16 protein-coding genes are annotated in these 21,329 nt (G+C 65.1%); all 16 read right to left on the minus strand.

The window, feature by feature from the left end; genetic code table 11:
* Positions 1-121 precede the first annotated feature (121 nt).
* The gene (locus G513_RS0120260; RefSeq protein ID WP_022978687.1) at positions 122-1,387 is read right to left on the minus strand and encodes a patatin-like phospholipase family protein; all 1,266 of its coding nucleotides are present in this window, start codon (positions 1,385-1,387) and stop codon (positions 122-124) included.
* A 186-nt stretch (positions 1,388-1,573) separates the two neighbouring features.
* A complete protein-coding gene (locus G513_RS24400) occupies positions 1,574-4,954 on the minus strand; it encodes a choice-of-anchor D domain-containing protein (RefSeq protein WP_169560703.1) in 3,381 nt (1,126 codons plus the stop codon).
* Positions 4,955-5,247: 293 nt separating this feature from the next.
* The gene (locus tag G513_RS0120270) at positions 5,248-5,952 is read right to left on the minus strand and encodes an urease accessory protein UreF (protein ID WP_022978689.1); all 705 of its coding nucleotides are present in this window, start codon (positions 5,950-5,952) and stop codon (positions 5,248-5,250) included.
* 5 nt (positions 5,953-5,957) lie between these two features.
* The gene (ureE, locus tag G513_RS0120275; RefSeq protein ID WP_022978690.1) at positions 5,958-6,413 is read right to left on the minus strand and encodes an urease accessory protein UreE; all 456 of its coding nucleotides are present in this window, start codon (positions 6,411-6,413) and stop codon (positions 5,958-5,960) included.
* Positions 6,414-6,434: 21 nt separating this feature from the next.
* Entirely contained in the window at positions 6,435-8,135 is a 1,701-nt protein-coding gene (gene ureC, locus G513_RS0120280) for an urease subunit alpha (RefSeq protein WP_022978691.1), read from the minus strand.
* Positions 8,132-8,452 (minus strand): urease subunit beta, encoded by a 321-nt coding sequence (locus G513_RS0120285; RefSeq protein ID WP_022978692.1) that lies wholly within the window; start codon positions 8,450-8,452, stop codon positions 8,132-8,134. Before G513_RS0120285 ends, ureC begins: the two co-directional genes overlap by 4 nt.
* 10 nt (positions 8,453-8,462) lie before the next feature.
* Positions 8,463-8,765: an urease subunit gamma gene (ureA, locus tag G513_RS0120290; protein WP_022978693.1), complete on the minus strand. Its 303-nt coding sequence runs from the start codon at positions 8,763-8,765 to the stop codon at positions 8,463-8,465.
* A gap of 64 nt (positions 8,766-8,829) precedes the next feature.
* On the minus strand, positions 8,830-9,681 hold the full coding sequence (locus tag G513_RS0120295; protein ID WP_022978694.1) for an urease accessory protein UreD: 852 nt from the start codon (positions 9,679-9,681) through the stop codon (positions 8,830-8,832).
* A gap of 143 nt (positions 9,682-9,824) precedes the next feature.
* Positions 9,825-10,532, minus strand: coding sequence for an urea ABC transporter ATP-binding subunit UrtE (urtE, locus tag G513_RS0120300; protein ID WP_022978695.1), 708 nt, complete (start codon positions 10,530-10,532; stop codon positions 9,825-9,827).
* A 37-nt stretch (positions 10,533-10,569) separates the two neighbouring features.
* Positions 10,570-11,403, minus strand: coding sequence for an urea ABC transporter ATP-binding protein UrtD (gene urtD, locus G513_RS0120305; protein WP_022978696.1), 834 nt, complete (start codon positions 11,401-11,403; stop codon positions 10,570-10,572).
* A complete protein-coding gene (gene urtC / locus G513_RS0120310) occupies positions 11,400-12,518 on the minus strand; it encodes an urea ABC transporter permease subunit UrtC (protein ID WP_245563153.1) in 1,119 nt (372 codons plus the stop codon). The genes urtD and urtC overlap by 4 nt, the downstream gene beginning before the upstream one ends.
* Positions 12,518-14,191 carry an urea ABC transporter permease subunit UrtB gene (urtB, locus tag G513_RS0120315; RefSeq protein WP_022978698.1) on the minus strand — a complete coding sequence of 558 codons (1,674 nt, stop codon included), beginning with the start codon at positions 14,189-14,191 and terminating at the stop codon, positions 12,518-12,520. The genes urtC and urtB overlap by 1 nt, the downstream gene beginning before the upstream one ends.
* A gap of 186 nt (positions 14,192-14,377) precedes the next feature.
* Positions 14,378-15,643 (minus strand): urea ABC transporter substrate-binding protein, encoded by a 1,266-nt coding sequence (gene urtA, locus G513_RS0120320; protein WP_301331371.1) that lies wholly within the window; start codon positions 15,641-15,643, stop codon positions 14,378-14,380.
* A 74-nt stretch (positions 15,644-15,717) separates the two neighbouring features.
* Entirely contained in the window at positions 15,718-16,827 is a 1,110-nt protein-coding gene (locus G513_RS24405; RefSeq protein WP_022978700.1) for a porin family protein, read from the minus strand.
* Positions 16,828-17,032: 205 nt separating this feature from the next.
* Entirely contained in the window at positions 17,033-17,929 is an 897-nt protein-coding gene (locus tag G513_RS0120330; RefSeq protein ID WP_022978701.1) for a response regulator transcription factor, read from the minus strand.
* A complete protein-coding gene (locus tag G513_RS0120335) occupies positions 17,926-21,321 on the minus strand; it encodes a hybrid sensor histidine kinase/response regulator (protein ID WP_022978702.1) in 3,396 nt (1,131 codons plus the stop codon). The genes G513_RS0120330 and G513_RS0120335 overlap by 4 nt, the downstream gene beginning before the upstream one ends.
* Between the last annotated feature and the right edge of the window lie 8 nt (positions 21,322-21,329).

A 21,329-nucleotide genomic window follows, 5' to 3' on the forward strand; every position in this document is an offset into this window, starting at 1 on the left:
GGCCCGAGGAATTCGTCATTCCCGCGCAGGCGGGAATCCAGTTCTGACGTTTGCGCGTCGCTGGCTACAGAGAACTGGATCCCCGCCTGCGCGGGGATGACGATGATTGCAGAGACCGGCACTACTCCTCGGCAGTCTCGCCGCGGCTCGCCGCCGTTGCCGGCTGACGCAGAAACGCTTCGATTTCGTCGATCCGGGACGACGCATCCTGGTAGCCGATGCGAATCAGTTCGCGGGTGTACTCGGCGTCGAACAACAGGTAGCTGGTCAGATCGGCGCTGCGTGCGTCCGGCGTGCCGAGCGCGTCGAGCAGATAGCGGACGGTGGCCGGAATCCGATGCTTCAGCGCATTGGCGATCACCGCCAGGTCTTCCGAGGGCGCGATCGCCAGCGGTTCGACGACCTTGATCGGCTCGCGCATCTTGCCGTTGACGGCTTCGCGGCTGGCCTCTGGCATCGCCGCGATCAGTTCGTTCATCCGGCGCAGGTGATCGAGATCGGCGTCGAGGTGATCGAGGAACACTGCGTTCATGAACACGCCGCAGATCTGCGACAGCGGCGGCCGGCGCAGAGTCATCGCATCGTCGTCACCGGCGTGCGCCAGTTCGGCGCGGGTCAGGTTGTCGGCGGCGGCGGAGCAGCGGATGCCGATCGCCAGCAGCCGGTTGGCGCCGAGGCGGATCGCCGGGCTCATCGGCGTGGTCAGCCGCAGCGCGCCATCGCCGAACCAGGCAGTGACGCCGTCGATCATCACCGGCGCCGGCGGAAACACGACCGGAATCGAGGCCGAGGCACAGACGTGCTCGATGCCGATCTTGGTCGCCAGCGCCACCCGCCGGCTTTTCAACCATAACGGATGGCCCTTGCGGCCTTCGATGAAGGTGTAGGACTTGCCGGAGTGATAGCCGGTGGCGGTGACCGCCAGGGCATACAGCCGGCCGGCATCGATGGCCCGGCCGACGCCGCCGATCGGCAGATGCTCTTTCAGGAACGCCGGCAGCGGCGAGGTATCGAGCAGCGACGCGACCCGGCCGGCGCCGAAGTTCGCACCGGTCACCACGTCGAGCCCGAGCTTCCAGCCATTGCGCAGCAGCGCCCGGACATCGGTGCGATAGACCTGCTCGGTGCGCAGCTGCGACCACAGCCTGGCCAGGCGGCGCGTGGCGTCATGGAAGTCTTCGCTGCCACCGGCGATCAGGGTGCCGTTGATCGCGCCGGCCGAAGCGCCGGTGACGATCGGGAACGGCGACGGCCCGCCGCGCAAGGCCGGAATCTCGCCGATCCGCTTCAGCACGCCGGCCTGATAGGCGCCGCGCGAACCGCCGGCCGTCAGCACCAGACCGGTCTTGCGGCCGAAACGCCAGGCGGCGTCGACGTGGCCGGTCATGGTTGCGGCGGCAGCGTGGCGCTGCGTTTCCTGCTCGTGTGCATGGGCGTCTCCTCACACGGCGGATCGCCGTGTCGCTATGTCCGGAGATCGAGCAAAACAGGTGCCATCAGCCCCGCTACCCTTCGCGCGCCCATGAAAAACCCCCGCCTCCAGGCAGCGGCGAGGGTCGGAAACCGGACTTGATCAGCTGCCCTTGCCGGTCAGCGTGACGACCGTGGGACTGCCCGGCGCGTTGCTGGTGATGGTGATGCTGCCGCTGCGGTTGCCGGTGACGGTGGGCTTGAAGGCTCCGATCAATGTGCAGGTCTTGCCAGATTCCAGGAAGCGCGGGCAGTTGTGAGTGCCGGAGAAATCACCAGTGACCACGATGCCCTGGATCTCCAGCGCGCTGGTACCGCTGCTGGTGATGAGCAGATTGCGGTGGCCGCTGCTGTTGCCGACTTTCACCGTGCCGAAGTCGTAGCTCGAAACACTGGTCTCGATGGCCGGCCCCACCGGCGGTGTCCGGGTGGTGCTGGTGAAGGTGTCGGATACGCCGCCCACCGTCAGCCGGGTGTCGGTATCGGTGGAAAATTGCGCCGATGAGGTGTGGCGCACGCATACCGTCTGATCCTTGCCGATGATGCCGGGCTCGGTGGTGTAGGTGGCGGTGCAACCGATCGAGTAGCTGCCGCCGTCGACCGAGATCGTCGCGTCAGCCTTGAGGCCGGTGATGCTTGCCGGTGCGGAGGTGATCCGGCTACTCCGCGCAACATCACGCTGATCGACGAAGCGGAAGGCGCCGCCAGGCGCGGCCTGCACGTCGCAAGCCGCACCGGCGATCAGCAGGGAGAAAGCTCTCACGCGGCCGCTGTCCTGCGTGGTGGTATCGGTCACCCGCAGCAGCCAGGTGCCGTTGCCGTTCTCGCCATCGAAACCCGACAGGGCCGATGCCGGCCGGAACGAGCCGCGCCAGGGCGCATTGGCGGCGGCGATGTTCTGGATGCTGATGCCGGCGCTTTCGTCGTCCAGCGTCGTCTGGCAGAAGTTGTTGCCGCCATTGCCGGTGCCGCCCGGGCTGTTCATCAGCCGGATCACCGTGCCTGCGGGCGATACCAGACGGACGATCAGATCGCCGACGAAGCTGTGGGCAATGCCGACGGTGGTCGCACCGAGATTCGCCGTGCAGCTGCTGCCATCGATGCGGAAGTCGATATCGTTCACCGCGCCGCTGAGGCCGGAAACCGCCAGCGGGATGTCGATACCCGCCGCGCCGCCGTCCGGAATCGGGACTTCAGCGCCGGTATAGCGGAAGGTCACCGGCGTACCGGGTGCACCGGTGTTCGCTGATAGCGGAAAGGCCGGCGGAGTGATGACGCTGCCGGCATAGCTGGAAGCTGCGGAGAAGTTGATCACGCGGCCGCAGGGGAAGGTGGATTCGACGCGGAAGGTGAAGCCGCTGGTATTCGCGGCGCTGGATCCCGGCGCAATGTTCGGGTAGGCCGAGTCGGCGTTGACAATCGTGACGCCCGACGTCGAGCTGCTCAGGCTGACCCTTACCGAGCTGGCAGTGGCGCCGCCCTGGTTGGTCAACGGCAGCGACACGGACCAGGTTTCGTTGGGCTCGATGAAGGCATCGCCATCGCCGCTGACCTGGGTGAACACCGCCTTGCCCGGCAACAGCAGGGGCCGTGGCTGCGCGCCGCCAGCCTGCAGTGCCGGCATCGGCATGACGATGCCGGCGCCGGTGACGTTGTCGACGCCAGGGGCTTCGATATCGATCGCGGTGGAGATCATCAGGTTGCGGATTTCCGCCATCGACAATGTCGGCAACGCGCTCTTGAGCAGGCCGGCAATCGCTGCGGCATGAGGGGCTGCGGCCGAAGTGCCGAAGAAAGTCGAGAAGCCCGGGGCCGCGGTCGATACGCCGTCAGCGGCGGTCAGATCCGGTTTCTGGCGGACACGGCCGCCGGTGATCGTGCGATTGCCCGGCGTCAGCTCCGCGCCGCCCGGACTCAGGATGATCCGGCGCGGGCCATCCGAGCTGAAGGTTTCGGAGACATTGCCGCTGCTGAACAGATTCGGGAACGGTCCCTCGCCTGGTGGCGTGCTGTACGCCTCGCCGGCTGGCGTGGCGGCGGTGCTGAAGGCATTGATCGTCGCGCTGTGGCCGCGGGTGGCGCCGGAGGTTGCCAGCGCCCGATCCAGCCGGCCGCGGAACAGGATCAGATTGAATGCCGGAGCACTGCTGGTGTTCCCCTGACTGACCCGGGCGACCACCAGGCGCTCGCCGGGAAACGCACCCTTGTCCAGCATCTCGACCGGAAAGTCGTCGCCGCCCGAACCGTTCTGGGTATCGGTGCTGGCGTCGAAGACCTTGGTCAGCGCGCCGTCCAGGTCATAGAGATCGTAGTCGGTCGAGGCCAGGCCCTGAGTCGCGTTGTAGTGCTCGGCCCAGATCAGGATGGCCGGCGTACCGGCGTTGCCACTTTCGACCCGGATCGAGTTGCTGCCATCGCCGAAATCATGCAGCACGCCGGCGCTGGCCAACACCGGCGGAACAGCTGCGACGCTGGGCTTGAAATTGCCTTCCCAGGTGCCGGAAGTGCCGTCTTTCAGATTGCCTTCGTTGCCGGCCGACGAGAAATACAGCACGCCATTGCCGGTGACGGTATTCACCGACTGGGCGATCGGACCATCCTGGAACGGTGATTCGTCGAGATAGAGGATGTCGTCGACGATGATCGTGCAGCCGGCCGTGGCCAGATCAAGGATGTTCTGCGCGAACGAGGGTGCGCTGGTGAAGGCGGTGGCGAAACCCAGACGCGCCTGCGGTGCGAGGTCGTGGACGATTTCCAGCATCGCCGTGCCTTCATCTCCGGTGCCGGTCTGCCCCGGCAGCACGAACAGGCGATCGCCGTCCGGCAGATCGCCCGATGCCTGGGATGCCGCCAGCGAGGTCACGCCATCGGACAGCACGCAGATGGTCTGACCGGCACCGGTGGTGCCGAAGCTGTTCCGGGCGGTATCCGCGTCATGAACGCGAAGCCCCTGCGAGCGATTCAGCGCATTGGTGAAGGCACCAGGCGTGCGGCTCGACGAACTGGCGACCGGGCCTGGCGTCTGCGGCGCGGCATGGGTCCGCGCTGGGATCGCGAGGCGGACTCGGAGAATTTCGTCCATTGCCGACAGTGCTTCGACGGCTTTCATCGGCACCCTGGCGCGCACCGTGCGGCTGCCGTAGACCAGGCCCTTGTCGGTGAGGATCGTGGCGTCGAGCTCGACCAGCTGCTGCCACACCGCCCGCACGGCATCGGGCCTGGTGATGATCAGATCGACCAGCACGCGGCCATCGGCTTCCGGCGTGACATAACGAAAGTCCGGCAGCGCGGACGTTTCCACATCACCACGCTGCTTCTTCAGGGCCAGGAACAGGCGCGAGTCGATCTTCTGCTGGGTCGCGGTCTTCGATGCCTTGATCTGATTGAGCACGGCGATCTGCGCCGCGGCGCTCGGCTGGAGCTGCAAACCGGCCTGCTGCGCAGAGGCCGCATTGGGCAGCGATATCAGTGTTCCTGCGATCAAGGAGGCGGCTGTAATACGCAAGCTTGCAACGAACTTGTCGCGTCGCGCGCAGCGATGATGAAGTGGATGTCGATTCAGCTTGGCCATGGAGGCGCCCTCAATTCTATTGCCCCGACTCTAACGCCTCGACCCGCTTTCGGCCGCTCGGGGAAGAGCGCAGCGCTGGGGATCTGTGCACGGCCACAGCCGAAACGCCCGCTGGCCCGGGATCACTCCTTTGTTCTGCAAGGCTTTTGTAGGCGCCGAACGGCTCGTGTGCCAGCCGATTTCCCGGCTGCCAGCCCGCCCTGTGCTCAGGAGCGGAACAGCCGCGAATACTGCGATTCGTGGCGGGCGCTGGCGATGCCCTGCATCGGGCTGGCGATGCCGATGTCGTCGTCATCGATGGTTGCCGCGGTTTCGACGATCTCCGGAATCCGCTCGATCAACTGGCCGAGCAGGCGCTGGCCGGCGCTCTGGCCGAGCGGCACCAGCTTGATCGCGGCCAGCACCTGGTTCTCGCACCAGCTCCACAGATAGCCGGTGGCTGCGTCCTGGGCACAGATATCCCAGCGCACGGCGGCCAGCGCGAACAGCGCGGCATGGCTGGCGTCGACATTGCCGATCCAGGCCTTGGCTTCCTCGATGCCGTGCTCGATCAGTACTCGCGCGAGGGCCGAACCCAGATGCCGGTCTTCGGCGCGCAGCTCGGCAGTTTCGCGGGCGGCGATCAGCCGCGCGCTGAGCCGCATGGCGCGCGCCGGGCGCTTGTCGGTCCAGGCCCCGTCGCTCCAAACGCTGTGCAGGCGCAGCAGCATCGGCAGATCGAGCGTGCCGACCGACTGCGCCGCCAGGCCGGCGATCCAGTCGCCGGCGGTCGCCGCATCGACGACCAGCCGCCGTTCGACCGCATCCTCCAGCCCTTGCGAAAAATGGAAACTGCCGATCGGCAGCGCCGGGCTGGTCAGATTCAGCAAGCGCAGCAGCGCCGTGCCGCCGGCGGCACCATGACCGTACATGCCGTTCAGCCGTGCCCGTGCGAATGACCGTGGCCGTGGCCACCATACGCACCACCTTCCGGCTCGAACGGCGCTTCCTCGACAGTCACCGTGTAGCCCTGGCCGCGCAGCATTTCATCGAGCACATGATCGTGGCGAAAGCGCAGCCAGCCGGCGCCGATCTGCACCGGCACATGGCGGTTGCCGAGGTGATAGCTGGCGCGCGCCAGCCGCCAGGGATCATCACAAGTGACGGTCGACACCACCTCGTCCATCGCGACGATCTCGACCACGCGGCCGTCGTCGGTGATCAGGTGATCGCCGCCGCGAAGCACCAGGCCGCGTTCGAGGCGCAGGCCCACTTCCTCGCCGGTCGACAGCTTCGTCAACTGGCGGCTGCGAGTGCGCAGATCGAACGGCAGTTCGATCTTGATGGTCGCGGCGTGGGCGCCGTCGCCGAGGCGTTTGGTGATGGTGAGCATCAGTTATCGATGGATGGGCATTCAAAACAGGAAATAGCGCTGCGCCAGCGGCAACACCGCCGCCGGCTCGCAACGCAGGCGCACGCCATCGGCACGCACCTCGTAGGTCTGCGCGTCGACCTCGATCTTCGGTTGATAGTCGTTGAGGATCAGATCGCGCTTGCGGATCGCGCGGGTGTTCTTGCAAGCGACCAGGCGCTTGCTCAAGCCCAGCTTGTCGCGCAGCCCCGCATCGAGTGCGGCTTGCGACACGAAGCTCACCGAAGTCTCGGCGATCGCGCGGCCGAAGGCGCCGAACATCGGCCGGTAGTGCACCGGCTGCGGCGTCGGGATCGAGGCATTCGGATCGCCCATCGGCGCGGCGACGATCATGCCGCCCTTGATGATCATCGACGGCTTGGCGCCGAAGAACGCCGGTCGCCACATGACCAGATCGGCCAGCTTGCCGACTTCGATCGAGCCGACCTCATGGGCCACGCCATGGGTGATCGCCGGGTTGATCGTGTACTTGGCGATGTAGCGGCGGACGCGGAAATTGTCGTGACGATCCGGATCGGGCCCAAGCGGGCCGCGCTGGGTTTTCATCTTGTGCGCGGTCTGCCAGGTGCGGGTGATGACTTCGCCGATCCGGCCCATCGCCTGGCTGTCGGACGAGATCATCGAGAACGCGCCGAGGTCATGCAGGATGTCTTCGGCGGCGATGGTCTCGCGGCGGATGCGCGATTCGGCGAAGGCCACGTCTTCCGGAATGCCCGGATCGAGGTGGTGGCAGACCATCAGCATGTCGAGGTGTTCGTCGACCGTGTTCACCGTGTACGGCCGCGTCGGGTTGGTCGACGAGGGCAGCACATTGGCTTCGCCGCAGGCGCGGATGATGTCTGGTGCGTGACCGCCGCCGGCGCCTTCCGTGTGATACGTGTGGATCGCACGACCCTTGAACGCGGCGAGCGTGGCTTCGACGAAGCCGGACTCGTTCAGCGTGTCGGTATGGATCGCCACCTGCACGTCGTACTGCTCGGCAACGTTCAGGCAGTTGTCGATCGCCTTCGGCGTGGTGCCCCAGTCCTCGTGCAGCTTCAGGCCCATGGCGCCGGCTTCGAGTTGTTCCTCCAGCGCGCCGGGCAACGACGCATTGCCCTTGCCGAGCAAACCGAAGTTGATCGGCAAGCCTTCCACTGCCTGCAGCATCCGCGCGAGATGCCACGGCCCTGGCGTGCAGGTGGTCGCATTGGTGCCGGTCGCAGGGCCGGTGCCGCCGCCGATCATCGTCGTGGTGCCGGACATCATCGCGTCCTCCACCTGCTGCGGGCAGATGAAGTGGATGTGAGCGTCGATCGCGCCTGCAGTGATGATCTGGCCTTCGCCGGCGATGATCTCGGTGCCCGGGCCGATGACGATGTCGACACAAGGCTGCACGTCCGGATTGCCGGCCTTGCCGATGCCGCTGATCCGCCCGGCCTTGATGCCGATATCGGCCTTGACGATGCCCCAGTGATCGACGATCACGACGTTGGTGATGACGGTATCGGCGGTGAACGCGCTGAGCCGCTGGCTCTGGCCCATGCCGTCGCGAATCACCTTGCCGCCGCCGAAGCTCACCTCGTCGCCGTAGATCGTGTGATCGCGCTCGATCTCGATGATCAGCGCGGTATCGGCCAAGCGCAGACGGTCGCCCGTGGTCGGGCCGTAGAGGCTGGCGTAGTCGGCTCTGCTGATCTTCACGAGGCTTTCTCCAGGGCGCCCTCGACCTTGCCCTGAAAGCCGTGAACGATGCGATCACCGGCATAGGCGACCAGTTCGATATTGCGTTCCTGGCCCGGCTCGAAGCGCACTGCGGTGCCGGCCGGAATGTTCAGCCGGAAGCCGCGCGCAGCGGCGCGATCGAAGTGCAGCGAGTCATTGGTCTCGAAGAAGTGATAGTGCGAGCCGACCTGGATCGGCCGGTCGCCGACATTCGCCACGCGCAGACTCACGGTCTCGCGGCCGGCATTGAGTTCGATGTCGGGCCCATCCAGAGGCAGCAGTTCGCCGGGGATCATCTGTCGCGCCTCAAGGAATCGGGTTGTGGACGGTCACGAGCTTGGTGCCGTCCGGAAAAGTCGCTTCCACCTGCACGTCCGGAATCATTTCGGCGATGCCGTCCATGACCTCGTCGCGGCTCAGCAGGGTGGTGCCATAGCTCATCAGCTCGGCGACCGACTTGCCGTCGCGCGCGCCTTCGAGGATCGCTGCCGAGATGTAGGCGATCGCTTCCGGGTAGTTCAGTTTCACGCCGCGCGCCTTGCGCCGTTCGGCGACCAGGCCGGCGGTGAAGATCAGCAGCTTGTCCTTCTCGCGGGGACTCAGTTCCATTTCGCACCGTCTCTGATGTCACAAGTTCTTGTAGGTCGGCCCGTGGCCGACCTACAGTTTCGTATCACGTCGCCCAGATGCGCGGCAGCACCGCTTCGCGCTGCATCAGCCGGGGCCGCAGGGTTCGCCACAGATGCATCAAGGTTCGCATCGCCGCGTCGGTCTGTCGCGCCAGCACGCGGCCGATCAGCACACCATCGACGAGGCTGATGCCGAGGGTCACGTCATCATGACTGGCGACTGACGCAAGCGCCGCATCGACATCCGCCGAGCTTGCCGGGCACGCGACGAAGGTGCCGAGCACCGGCAGATCGGCCAGGCCCCAGGCGGCCTTGAACGCCGGGCCGCCGCCCGCCAGCCGCAGGCGATCGATCAGCAGCGGTCGATCATCCCGCCACAGCTCCAGGCTCTGGTGGCTGACACCGCTGTCGAAGCGCTCGCCGCGTGCGGCGAGACCATAAGCGCCGAGATCCCAGCCGATGTAGCGCGAGTCGGCATCGAGCCGGATCACCGTTTGCTGACGGACGACGGCGCCCGGGTAGTAGATGGTTTCCTGTGGCAGCCATTCGAGCGCTGCGGCGTTGAGGCGGATATCGATCTTCTGCCGCGCTTCGGGCCCGGCGCTGCGATAGAACTTGCCGGCGGCCGGCGTCGTCAGCAGCGCATGGGCGCCAGCGCTGGCGTTGAAGCGCAGGTCCAGGCGATCACCGCCGACGACGCCGCCCGGTGGATGGACGACATAGACATTGCAGACCGGGCCGTCCGGATAGAACGGCCGCTGTACCCGCAGCGGGCCGAGATGGCGGCGATGGGCGAGGGTGGTGCGTGCCGCGCCGCCGATGAAGCCAAGCTCAAGTTCGGCCTGCCAGCCACGACTTGCCGACGGCACCGCCGATTCCGGAAGCGCGGCGGTCATGGCAACCCGTAGGGTGGGCAAGCTTCACCTGCCCACCGATTCGCCAAGCTTCGACGGACTGCGCGCCCGCGTCGGCAGATGAAGCCTGCCCACCCTACGGGGCCGTGTTGGTTGGCGGTCATGCCGCAGTGTGCCCGTTTCGCCTACACGGTCAGATGCTGCTTCACCATCTCATCGGTGAGCTCGCCGATTGCGCCCTTGGCCACGGCGCGGCCCTTGTCGAGAATCACGAAATCGCTGGCGACCCGGCGAGCGAACGGCAGCTTCTGCTCGACCAGCAGGACCGTCAGGCCCAGATCCTTGTTCAGCCGCAGGATCAGGTCACCGATGTCGGCGACGATGTTCGGCTGGATGCCTTCGCAGGGTTCGTCGAGGATCAGCAGCTTCGGTTCCAGAGTCAGCGCGCGGCCGATCGCCAGCTGCTGCTGCTGACCGCCGGACAAGTCACCGCCGCGGCGCTGGCTCATCTGTTTCAGCACTGGAAACAGGCTGTGCACGTAGTCGGTCAGTTCCTTCTTCTTCGCGGCTTTCAGGCCACGGGCTTCGAGGCCGACTCTGAGATTTTCCTCGACGGTCAGCTGCGAAAAGATTTCCCGGCCCTGCGGCACATAGCCGATACCCATGCCGGCGCGCTTGTCGGCGGCGACGCCACGCAGTTCCTTGCCGCCGTCATAGCTGATGCTGCCGGAGGCCGTCGGGATCAGGCCCATCAGGCATTTCAGCATCGTCGTCTTACCCATGCCGTTGCGGCCCATCAGGCACATGCGCGAGCCCTTCGGTACGTCGACATCGAGATCCCAAAGCGTGTGGCTGCCGCCGTAGAACTGGTTCAGGCCGCTGATCTTCACCATCGAATCGCTCTTTCCGCTTGTCATCTCACTCGCCCCCTTACTCACCGAGATACACGCGCTTGACCTGCGGATCGTTCTGCACTTCGTCCATCGTGCCCTCGGCGAGCACATGGCCTTCGTGCAGCACCGTGACCTTGCGGGCGATGGAACGGACGAAGTTCATGTCGTGCTCGACCACCACTACCGAATGCTTGCCGGCGAGGCTCACCAGCAGCTCGGCGGTGCGTTCGGTTTCCTGCGGCGTCATGCCGGCCACCGGTTCGTCGACCAGCAGCACCAGCGGGTCCTGCATCAGCAGCATGCCGATCTCCAGCCACTGCTTCTGGCCGTGCGACAAGGCTCCCGCCTTGCCGAAGCGATGATCCTTGAGGCCGATGATGCCGAGCACTTCGTCGATGCGTTCGCGCTGCGCGGCATTGAGCTTGGCGAACAAGATCTTCCACACCGACTTGTCGCAGGCCATCGCCAGTTCGAGGTTCTCGAACACGCTGTGCTCGGGAAACACGGTCGGCTTCTGGAACTTGCGACCGATGCCGGCCTGGGCGATTTCCGGTTCGCTCATGCCGAGCAGATCGATGGTCTGGCCAAACCAGACCGAGCCGGTGTCCGGCGTGGTCTTGCCGGTGATGACGTCCATCATCGTGGTCTTGCCGGCGCCGTTCGGGCCGATGACGCAGCGCAGCTCGCCGGTCTCGATGTACAGGCTGAGATCGTTGAGCGCCTTGAAGCCGTCGAAGCTCTTGGTCACGCCTTCGACGTACAGGATGATGTTGTGCGACAGATCCGGGCTCGGCGCATTGGTGCTGCGGCGCTTGCCGGTCGGCTTGGTGCGCAGGCCGATCGGGCCCGTCGTGGCGGGAGAAGTGCTCATGCGGTTTTCACCTTTCTCGCAGGGATCAAGCCGACCACGCCCTTCGGCAGGAACAGTGTTGCACCGACGAACAGCGCGCCGAGCGCATACAGCCAGATCTCGGGGAACGCCGCGGTGAACCAGGTCTTCGCGTAGTTCACGAGCACGGCACCGGCGACTGCGCCGTACAGCGTGCCGCGTCCGCCAACGGCGACCCAGATCACCACTTCGATCGAGTTGATCGGCGCGAACTCGCCCGGGTTGATGATGCCGACCTGCGGCACGTACAGCGCACCGGCAATGCCGGCGAGCATCGCCGAGAACACCCAGATCCACAGCTTGTAGGACTCCACCTGATAACCGATGAAGCGCGTGCGGCCTTCGGCATCACGGATGCCTTGCACCACTCTTCCGAGGCGCGAAGCGATCACGTAACGGCAGCCGATGTAGCCAACGGCGAGCGCGATCACCGTGGTGATGAACAGCGCCACTCGCATGCCGGGCGTCTTCAGATCGAAGCCGAGCAGTTCCTTGAAATCGGTCAGGCCGTTGTTGCCGCCGAAGCCCATCTCGTTGCGGAAGAAGGCCAGCAGCAGGGCGAAGGTCAGCGCCTGGGTCATGATCGACAGATAGACGCCGGTGACCCGCGAGCGGAACGCCAGCCAGCCGAAACCGAGCGCCAGCAGGCCCGGGATCAGTACCACCATCAGCAGCGCCACCGGGAAGTGGTTCATGCCTTCCCAGAACCAGGGCAGCTCGGTCCAGTTCAGGAACACCATGAAGTCCGGCAGGATCGGGTTGCCGTAGACGCCGCGCGGGCCGATCTGGCGCATCAGATACATGCCGATCGCATAGCCGCCGAGCGCGAAGAACGCCGTGTGACCGAGGCTCAGGATTCCGCAATAACCCCAGACCAGATCGACCGCGATCGCCAGCAGCGCGTAGCACAGGTACTTGCCGAACAAAGTGACCGTGTAGGTCGACAGGTGGAAGAACGAGCCTTCCGGAATCAGCAGATTGAAGACCGGCACCACCACCGCTGCGATCAGCAGCAGCAACAGCAGCACCTGGCCACCACGGTCAGCCTTGAGGGCCGGAATTAGTACCCCTTGCCCAGTCATCGATTGCGTACTCATTAGTGGCCCTCCGCCGCGCGGCCTTTCTGGGGAAACAGGCCCTGTTTGCGGCGCTGGATGAACAGGATGATGAACACCAGCATCGCGATCTTGGCCATCACCGCACCGACCGCCGGCTCCAGCAATTTGCCGGCAACACCGAGCGTCATGCCGCCGATCACCGTGCCCCAGAGATTGCCGACACCGCCGAAGACCACGACCATGAACGAATCGATGATGTAGCTCTGGCCGAGGTTCGGGCCGACATTGGTCAGCTGCGACAGCGCCACGCCGGCGACACCGGCAATGCCGGAGCCGAGGCCGAAAGTGATCGCGTCGACGCGATCGGAGTTGATGCCCATCGAACGCGCCATCGCCCGGTTCTGCGACACCGCACGCACCTTCAGGCCCAGCGAGGTGCGACGCAGGATCAGTTGCAGCGCGGCGAACACGACCATCGTGAAGACGACGATGTAGATGCGGTTCCAGGTCAGCGACAGCGCATCGTTGATCACCCACTGGCCGCTCATGAATTCCGGCGTGGCCACCGAGCGATTCAGCGGCGAGAAGATCGAACGCACCAACTGCTGCAGGAACAGGCTGATGCCGAAGGTTGCCAGCAGCGTTTCCAGCGGCCGGCCGTACAGGAAGCGGACGACGCCGCGTTCGATGGCGATGCCGACCAGACCGGAGACCACGAACGCCGTCGGAATCGAGATCAAGATCGAGGCCGCCAGATGCGTCGGCATCAACTGCTGCACGACGTAGGCGGTATAGGCGCCGATCATCATCAGCTCGCCGTGCGCCATGTTGATCACGCCCATCACGCCGAAGGTGATCGCCAGACCGATGGCCGCGAGCACCAGCACCGAGCCGAGGCTCAGGCCAAAGAACAGCGTTTCGATGGCGCTGAAGAACTTGCGTTTCAGGGCGATCGACGAGATCGCCACCGAGGCCGCGCTGCGGACTCGTTCATCGGGCTCGTTGGCTTCTTCGCGCAATGCTTCGAGCTTGGCCAGGGTTTCGCCGTCAAGCGCACCGGAAAGTACGTTCACCGCAGCCAGGCGTGTGTCGGCACTGTCTGAGGTCAGATCGGCGTAGGCGAGGCCGGCGGCGATCGCTTTCAGCACGGCCGGATCCTGCTCGGTCTTGGCGTGTTCGCGGAGCATGGTCAGCGTCAGCTCATCCGGCGCACGGAGCATTTCCTGCACCGCGGCGAGGCGTACCTCGGCATCGGGGTTGCCGAGCTTGAACGAGGCCAGGGCACTGCGCAGCAGCTTGCGCAGATTGTTGTTGCTGCCGATCTTGGTGAAGCCTTCGCTCGGCTCGCTGCCGGCCGTGGCCAGGGTCAGCGGATCGGTCAGCTGGTAGTTCGTTTCCGCTTCCGCGGTGATGAACACGGCGCCATCGGCGTCGCGGACATGCAGGTGATCTTCGAGCCAGGCCGTCAGTATGGCGGCCGTGTTCGGGTTCTTGGTTGCCAGCAATGCTTCGAGCAAGGCGGTGCGTTCGCTGAGAGATGCGGTGCCGAGTGCGCGGACGACCTCCGGAAACGCGGTCGGCGCAGCTGGAGCCGCTTCGGCGGTGGTCTCGGCGGCAGCGTCAGCAGCGGGCGCGACAGCGTCGTCCGCCTGCAGCGGCAGGCTCACGGCCACGATTGCCGCCAGCAGGCATCGTCGCAGCGGCAGTCGCATCAGTAGTCGCAGAAGGGGAGGTAGCGGAATCATCGCGGGGATGCTCCTGAAAAGAGGGTGACGACAGGGGATGCAAAGCAAGCTCCGGGCCGGGCCAATTCCGGCCCGGAGACTTGCCCCCCGCAGGTGCTGCTTGCTTCAGGTGCAGCCCGAGCGCTCAGCGCCTGAGCGTCGGGCTGCGAAGACTCAGTTCGAGCACTTCTTCAGCTTGGTGTTGTAGTTGCCGCACTTCAGCTTCACCCAATCGGATTCCAGATCCTTCGAGCCGTCGAGGAAGTCGGACCAGGCATCGCCAGGGACTTCGGCCTTGGTCTGCCAGACGGTTTCGAACTGGCCGTCTTCCTTGATCTCGCCGATGTAGACCGGCTTGGTGATGTGGTGATTCGGCAGCAGCTTGGCGGTGCCGCCGGTCAGGTTCGGCACTTCCAGGCCCGGCAAGGTGTCGATGACCTTGGTGGTGTCGGTGGTGCCGGCCTTCTCGACGGCCTTCACCCACAGGTTGAAGCCGATGTACGTCGCTTCCATCGGATCATTGGTGGTGCGCTTCGGGTTCTTGATGTACGTCTGCCAGGCCTTGATGAAGGCAGTGTTGGCGGGCGACTTGACGCTCTCGAAGTAGTTCCAGGCGGCGAGATGGCCGACCAGCGGCTTGGTGTCGATGCCCGACAGTTCTTCCTCACCCACCGAGAACGCGACCACCGGAATGTCTTCGGCCGAGATCTTCTGGTTGCCGAGTTCCTTGTAGAACGGAACGTTGGCATCGCCGTTGATCGTCGAGACCACCGCCGTCTTCTTGCCGGCCGAACCGAAGGCCTTGATCTTCGACACTTCGCTCTGCCAATCGCTGAAGCCGAACGGCGTGTAGTTGACGATGATGTCTTCGGCCTTCACGCCCTTGGCCTTCAGATAGGCCTCGAGAATCTTGTTGGTGGTACGCGGATAGACGTAGTCGGTGCCTTCGAGCACCCAGCGCTTCACCTTGAGATCCTTCATCAGATAGTCGACCGCCGGAATCGCCTGCTGATTCGGCGCGGCACCGGTGTAGATCACGTTCTTCGAGGATTCTTCACCCTCGTACTGCACCGGGTAGAAGAGCAGCGAATTGGATTTCTCGAACACCGGCAGCACCGACTTGCGCGACACCGAAGTCCAGCAGCCGAACACCACGGACACCTTGTCCTTGTCGATCAGCTCGGAAGCCTTTTCGGCGAACAGCGGCCAGTTCGACGCTGGATCGACGACCACGGCTTCCAGCTTCTTGCCGAGCACGCCGCCCTTCTTGTTCTGCTCCTCGATCAGCATCAGGACGGTGTCCTTCAGCGTGGTTTCGGAGATCGCCATGGTGCCGGACAGCGAATGCAGCACGCCGACCTTGATGGTGTCGTCGGCAGCCTGTGCGGAAAAGCTCAGCGCTGCGGCGGTTGCCAGCAGTGCGGTCTTGATCAGGTTCATCTTCATCGGCATCTTCATCGGTTGATCCTCTTGTTACGAAACGGAGTGATGTTCAGGAGTGGAGTCGAAGGGGCTCAGATCTGGACCTGCAGACCCACACCGATCTGGGTCGTGTCCGGCAAACCGGCATCGAGCTTGCTGTCCTTGTAGAACAGCGAAATGCGGGCATCGAAGGTCTTGATCAGATAGTTGATGTTGAATTCCATCGTCGTCTGCTCGTACTCCGGGCCGAGGCCGGTGGAGTCGTTGAAGCGCGCGGCGCCGTACTTGCCCAGGAACTGGACCTTGCCGATGCCGACCTGCTGCGGGAACAGGTAGGCAGCGAGGCCGTACCAGCCGTTGGAGTCCGTGAAGCTGCCGTCGAAGCCGCCGTAGCCGCCGAGCTTGTCGTAGCGCGCCGCTTCCGCTTCCAGGGTGACGACGCCGCCGTTCGGCAGCTTCTTTTCCATCAAGCCGTCGAGCGTATAGGCGTGCTTGCCGGCCGAGGTCTGACCGGCGAGGCCGACCGACAGCAGATCCTTCGCACCGTAATAGGTGCCGTTCAGGTAGTAGCCCGGCTCGGCATCCCAGAAGTTCAGCTGGACACGGCCGGAAGTCAGCACGGTGCCCTCGCCGAAGGTGCCCGGCGCATCGAACAGGCCGAAGGAAACCTTGGCGATGCCGAAGGTGCCCCAGTACGCGACGCCGTTCTGGCGGCCCTGGACGATGCCCGGATAGCCGTCCTGCACGCCGTCCTCGTAGACGTTCCAGTTGCTGGCGTAGAACGGGCCGTAGAGGTTGGCGCGGTCGGACGGCGGCAGGAAGCGGCCGGCCCAGATGTTGAACTTGTCGCCGAACTCGAAGCGGGCGGCGGCGTCCATCACCTGAAGATTGTTGCTGGCCGACGAGTAATCGGTGTTGAACATGACCTTGATGTTGTCGGTCACCGAACCACCGATGTAGACGCGGGCGTTGTTGACGTTGAAGTCGTTGACGGTGTCGCCGCCGCCGCTCGGATTGGTGCTTTCGAACTGGGTGCGCAGACCGGCGCCCAGGCTGATCGGCGGCAGCTTCAGATCGGCTGCCTTGACCGGCGCGGCGCAGATCGTCGCTGCTGCGGCGATGGCGCTCATCGCAGTGAGCTTGAGCATCGTGTTGTTCCCCATTCCCTGTTGCTGCCCCTTGTTGTTGGTCGTCGCTTTCATCGTGTAACTCCCCTGGTTAAGTGTTGAACTGGGATTGCCTGTTTCGAATCGCGGACATAGCTCCGCCCCGCCGGGTCGACGTGACCCCGCTCTGCCGCTTGCCCCACTATTTGCCCTGATCCGGTGCGTCTGCTGCTCTCTTTCGAGAGCCGCGCACCGTGTTGCTGCTGCTCCTTTTCTTGTTGGTCTCTGGTCGTGTCGTTCCTCAGTTCGGCACGACGCCCAAGCGGCTGCGGTTCAACGCGACGGTGGCTGCAGCCGTCCGCGTTTCCACACCGAGCTTGGTGAAGATGTGTTCGAGATGCTTGTTGACCGTGCGCGGGCTCATTTCCAGCACGCCGGCGATTTCCGGATTGGTCTTGCCGAGCGCCACCCAGTACAGAACCTCGGCTTCGCGGGCGGTCAGCGGTAGCAGGCGCATCAACGCATCCGGCTCCGGCACCGCTTCGTGGCGCTGCACCAGCAGGCGGCGTTCGCCCAGCTTCGAGAACGCCAGCCGCTGGCCGTTGCCCTGCAGGCTGAAATTGGGCGAAGCACCTTCGCCGATCGCCAGCCAGCGCAGCAGCGCCTCGGGCAGGCGATGGTCGACACCACAGACGCCGGCCAGCCAGCTGCGTGCCAGCGGCGTTGCCCAGCTGACCCGGCCGACATCGTCGATTGAGACGATCGCATCACCGGCGGCGTCGGAAGCCGCTTGAGTCTCGGCGACCAGCCGGGCATTGCGCAGATGGGAGGCGATGCGGGCAATCACTTCCTGCGGCCGGATCGGCTTGGTGATGTAGTCGATGCCGCCGGCCTGGAAGCCACGGACCACATGATCGGTATCGGTGAGCCCGGTCATGAACACGATCGGGATCGGCCGCGTGGCGAGATCGGCCTTGAAGCGGCGGCAGGTCTCGAAGCCGTCGACGCCGGGCATCATCGCGTCGAGCAGGATCAGATCCGGCGGCTGCAGGCGCGCGCTTTCCAGAGCGGCGAGGCCGCTGGTGGCGACACGGACGCGATAGCCGGCGCCGTCGAGCGCGTCATGGGCCACGGCGAGATTTTCGGCGACGTCGTCGACGATCAGGATCGTGGCCATCGCATTGCTGTTCATCTTCATTTCGCCTCCGCGCCCAGCGCGCGCAGGTAGTCGCTGAGCTGGAAGGCTTTCACCGAGCTGCGCAGGCGTTCGGTCTGCTGGCGATAGCGGGTGTCGATGCGGTCGATCTCGTCGAGCTTGTCGAGAATGCCGCGCACGTGGCCGAGCGCACCGAGATCGCGCAGCGGCCGCACCAGATGTTCGGGCAGTGGCGGCTCGTTGCCGTCGATGCTCGGCGTGCCGGCGATCCAGACCAGATTCAGCGCTGCGCGAATGCGGCCGAGCAGGGTGGTGACGCTGACCGGCTTGAGCAGATAGTCGCGCGGCGCGATGCCGGCGCCGGCATCGCGGCCGGACTCGAAGGCATCGGCCGAGATGACGATGATCGGCAACTGCGGCTCGCCCCGGCTTTCATGATGAGCCCGCAGCAGGCGTGCGGTTTCCCAGCCGTCGATGCCTGGCATGCCGATGTCGAGCAGCACCAGATCGGGCCGCACGTGCGGCACCATGCGCAGCGCTTCGATGCCGGAAGCCGCTTCGCTGAGTTCGAAACCGAGCGGTTCCAGCACGTTGAACAGGAAGCGGCGATCGACCGCTTCGTTGTCCACCACCAGAATCTTCCGGCGCGGGCCGGCATAGCCGTTGATCTCCGGCATCGTCGCCGGCAGTGCGGCGCGCGGCTCGCGCACTTCTGGCAGGAACAGGCGGATCTCGAAGCGGCTGCCGGTGCCCGGGGTCGATTCCACCGTCATCTCGCCGCCCATCAGGCTGGTCAGCATCTTGGCGATCGTGAGACCCAGGCCGGTGCCGGTTTCGCCCCGCGCCGAGGCCATGCTGCCGCGCTCGAACGGCTGGAAGATGCGATCGATCTCGTCGGCCGGAATGCCGATGCCGGAATCGCGCACTTCGAACGTCGCGATGTCGCCGCGCCAGCGCAGCCGGAAGTTGACGCCGCCGGCTTCGGTGAACTTCACCGCGTTGCCGACGATGTTGATCAGGATCTGGCCCAGGCGCTTCTTGTCGGCGCGGACCACGGCCGGCACCTTGCCCTGCTCGTCGTACGCGAAGTTGATGCCCTTGTTGTGCGCCTGCAGCCGAAACATGCCGACCGTCTGGTTGAGGAATTCCGGGAAGCGCAGCTCGTCGATCTCCAGCGCCAGCTTGCCGCTTTCGATGCGGGCGATATCGAGCAGACCATCGACCAGCGACAGCAGGTGATCGCCGCTGCGGCGGATCACCGCGACGGCATCACGGCGGTGCACCGGAATCGAGGGATCGTGATCGAGCATCTCGGCATAGCCGAGGATCGAGTTCAGCGGTGTGCGCAGCTCGTGGCTGATACCGGTGACATAACGGCTCTTGGCCTGGTTGGCGCGATCGGCGGCGAGCTTGGCGGCCTGCAGCTCGATGTCGGTCTTGCGATGGGCATCGATCTCGCGCATCAGCAGCGAGGTCTGGCGGTTCGATTCTTCCTGCGCGACTCTGCGGCTTTCACCGTTCAGCACCAGCCACCAGCAGAGCACGGCGGCGATCACCACCAGCACTGCGTAGAGCTTCAGGAAGCCGGCGCGAAGCGCTTCGTGCAGCACCAGGTTGCTGGACATCAGCAGCGAGGATTCCTGCACCCAGATCAGCACCAGCGCAGCGGTCAGCACGCCGGTAACGATGGTCAGCAGCAGCAGATAGTGGCCGAGCCGCGAGTCCAGTCGCGTCGAGACGACCTTCGGCAGCAGCTTCGCCAAGGTCGCGGCGATCTGCTCGCGCAGGCTTGCGCCAGGCTTGCAGGCGTCATGGCAGCGGGCATCGAGCGAGCAGCACAGCGAGCAGATGTTGCCGCGATAGGCGGGGCACAAAGCCATGTCCTCGCGCTCGTAGACCTTTTCGCAGATCACGCAGCGGTGCTCGGCGGCGGCCTTCAGCGAGGCGTCCGGCTGGCGCGCGAGGTAATAGCGGCCCTTGGTCGCATAGGCGATTGCCGGGGCGCAGATGAAGGCGGTGACCAGCGCGATGAACGAGGAAAACGCCTGCGCCAGCGGCCCGAACACGCCGGTGAACGCGGTGATCGACAGGATCGACGCGATCAGCATGCTGCCGACGCCGACCGGGTTGATGTCGTACAGATGGGCGCGCTTGAACTCGATGCCCGGCGGGCTCAAGCCCAGCGGCTTGTTGATGACCAGATCGGCGACGATCGCGCCGACCCAGGCGATGGCGACATTCGAGTAGAGCCCCAGCACCTGCTCCAGCGCCTTGAAGACGCCGAGCTGCATCAGAATCAGCGCGATCGCGACATTGAACACCACCCAGACCACCCGGCCCGGATGACTGTGGGTGACACGGGCGAAGAAGTTCGACCAGGCCAGCGAGCCGGCATAGGCGTTGGTGACGTTGATCTTCAGCTGGCTCAGCACCACCAGCAGCGTCATCGCGCCGAGTGCCACGGCCGGTGAGTCGAACACGTAGCCGAAGCCGATGCGGTACATCTCGGTCGGCTCCAGGGCATTGGCCTGCGGTACACCGGCGCGCAGCGCGATGAAGGCGAGGAAGGCGCCGCCGATCAGGCGGATCGCGCCCATGCCGATCCAGCCCGGGCCGGCGAAGATCAGCGAAGCCATCCAGCGCTTGCGGTTGTGCGCGGTCTTCTCCGGCAGGAAGCGCAGGAAATCCACCTGCTCGCCGATCTGCGTGATCATCGCCATCAGCACGCTGGCGGCCGCACCAAACTGGATCAGCGAGAACGCCGTGCTCCCGCCTGGTGCAGCGAAATCGGGCAGCTCGCGGGCCAGCTCCGGCGCCTTGACCATCACGAAGATGAACGGCAGCACCAGCAGCACCAGCCACAGCGGCTGGGTCCAGGCCTGCAGGCGGGAAATCAGGGTGATGCCGTGGGTCACCAGCGGGATCACCACCAGCGCGCAGATCAGATAGGCCGGCGTCAGCGGGATGCCGAAACAGAGCTTCAGCGCCAGCGCCATGATCGTCGCTTCGAGGGCGAAGAACAGGAAAGTGAACGAGGCGTAGATCAGCGAGGTGATCGTCGAGCCGATATAGCCGAAGCCGGCACCGCGGGTCAGCAGATCCATGTCGACGCCGTACTTGGCGGCGTACCAGCTGATCGGCAGGCCGGTCAGGAAGATCACCATCGATACCGCGGCGATCGCCCAGACAGTGTTGGTGAAGCCATACGAAACGAGCAATGAGCCGCCGATCGCTTCCAGCAGCAAGAAGGAAATCGCGCCGAAGGCGGTATTGGCAACCCGGAACTCGCTCCACTTGCGCGCCGAGCGCGCGGTGAAGCGCAGCGCGTAGTCCTCCAGCGTTTCGTTGGCCACCCAGGTGTTGTAGTCGCGACGGATCTTGATGATCCGCTGCTCCTGCGGTGCTGCACTGGTGGTGGTCGGGCGGCTGCTCATTGTCCGAA

Origin of the sequence: Nevskia ramosa DSM 11499 (assembly GCF_000420645.1) — a bacterium.
GTDB classification, from domain to species: domain Bacteria; phylum Pseudomonadota; class Gammaproteobacteria; order Nevskiales; family Nevskiaceae; genus Nevskia; species Nevskia ramosa.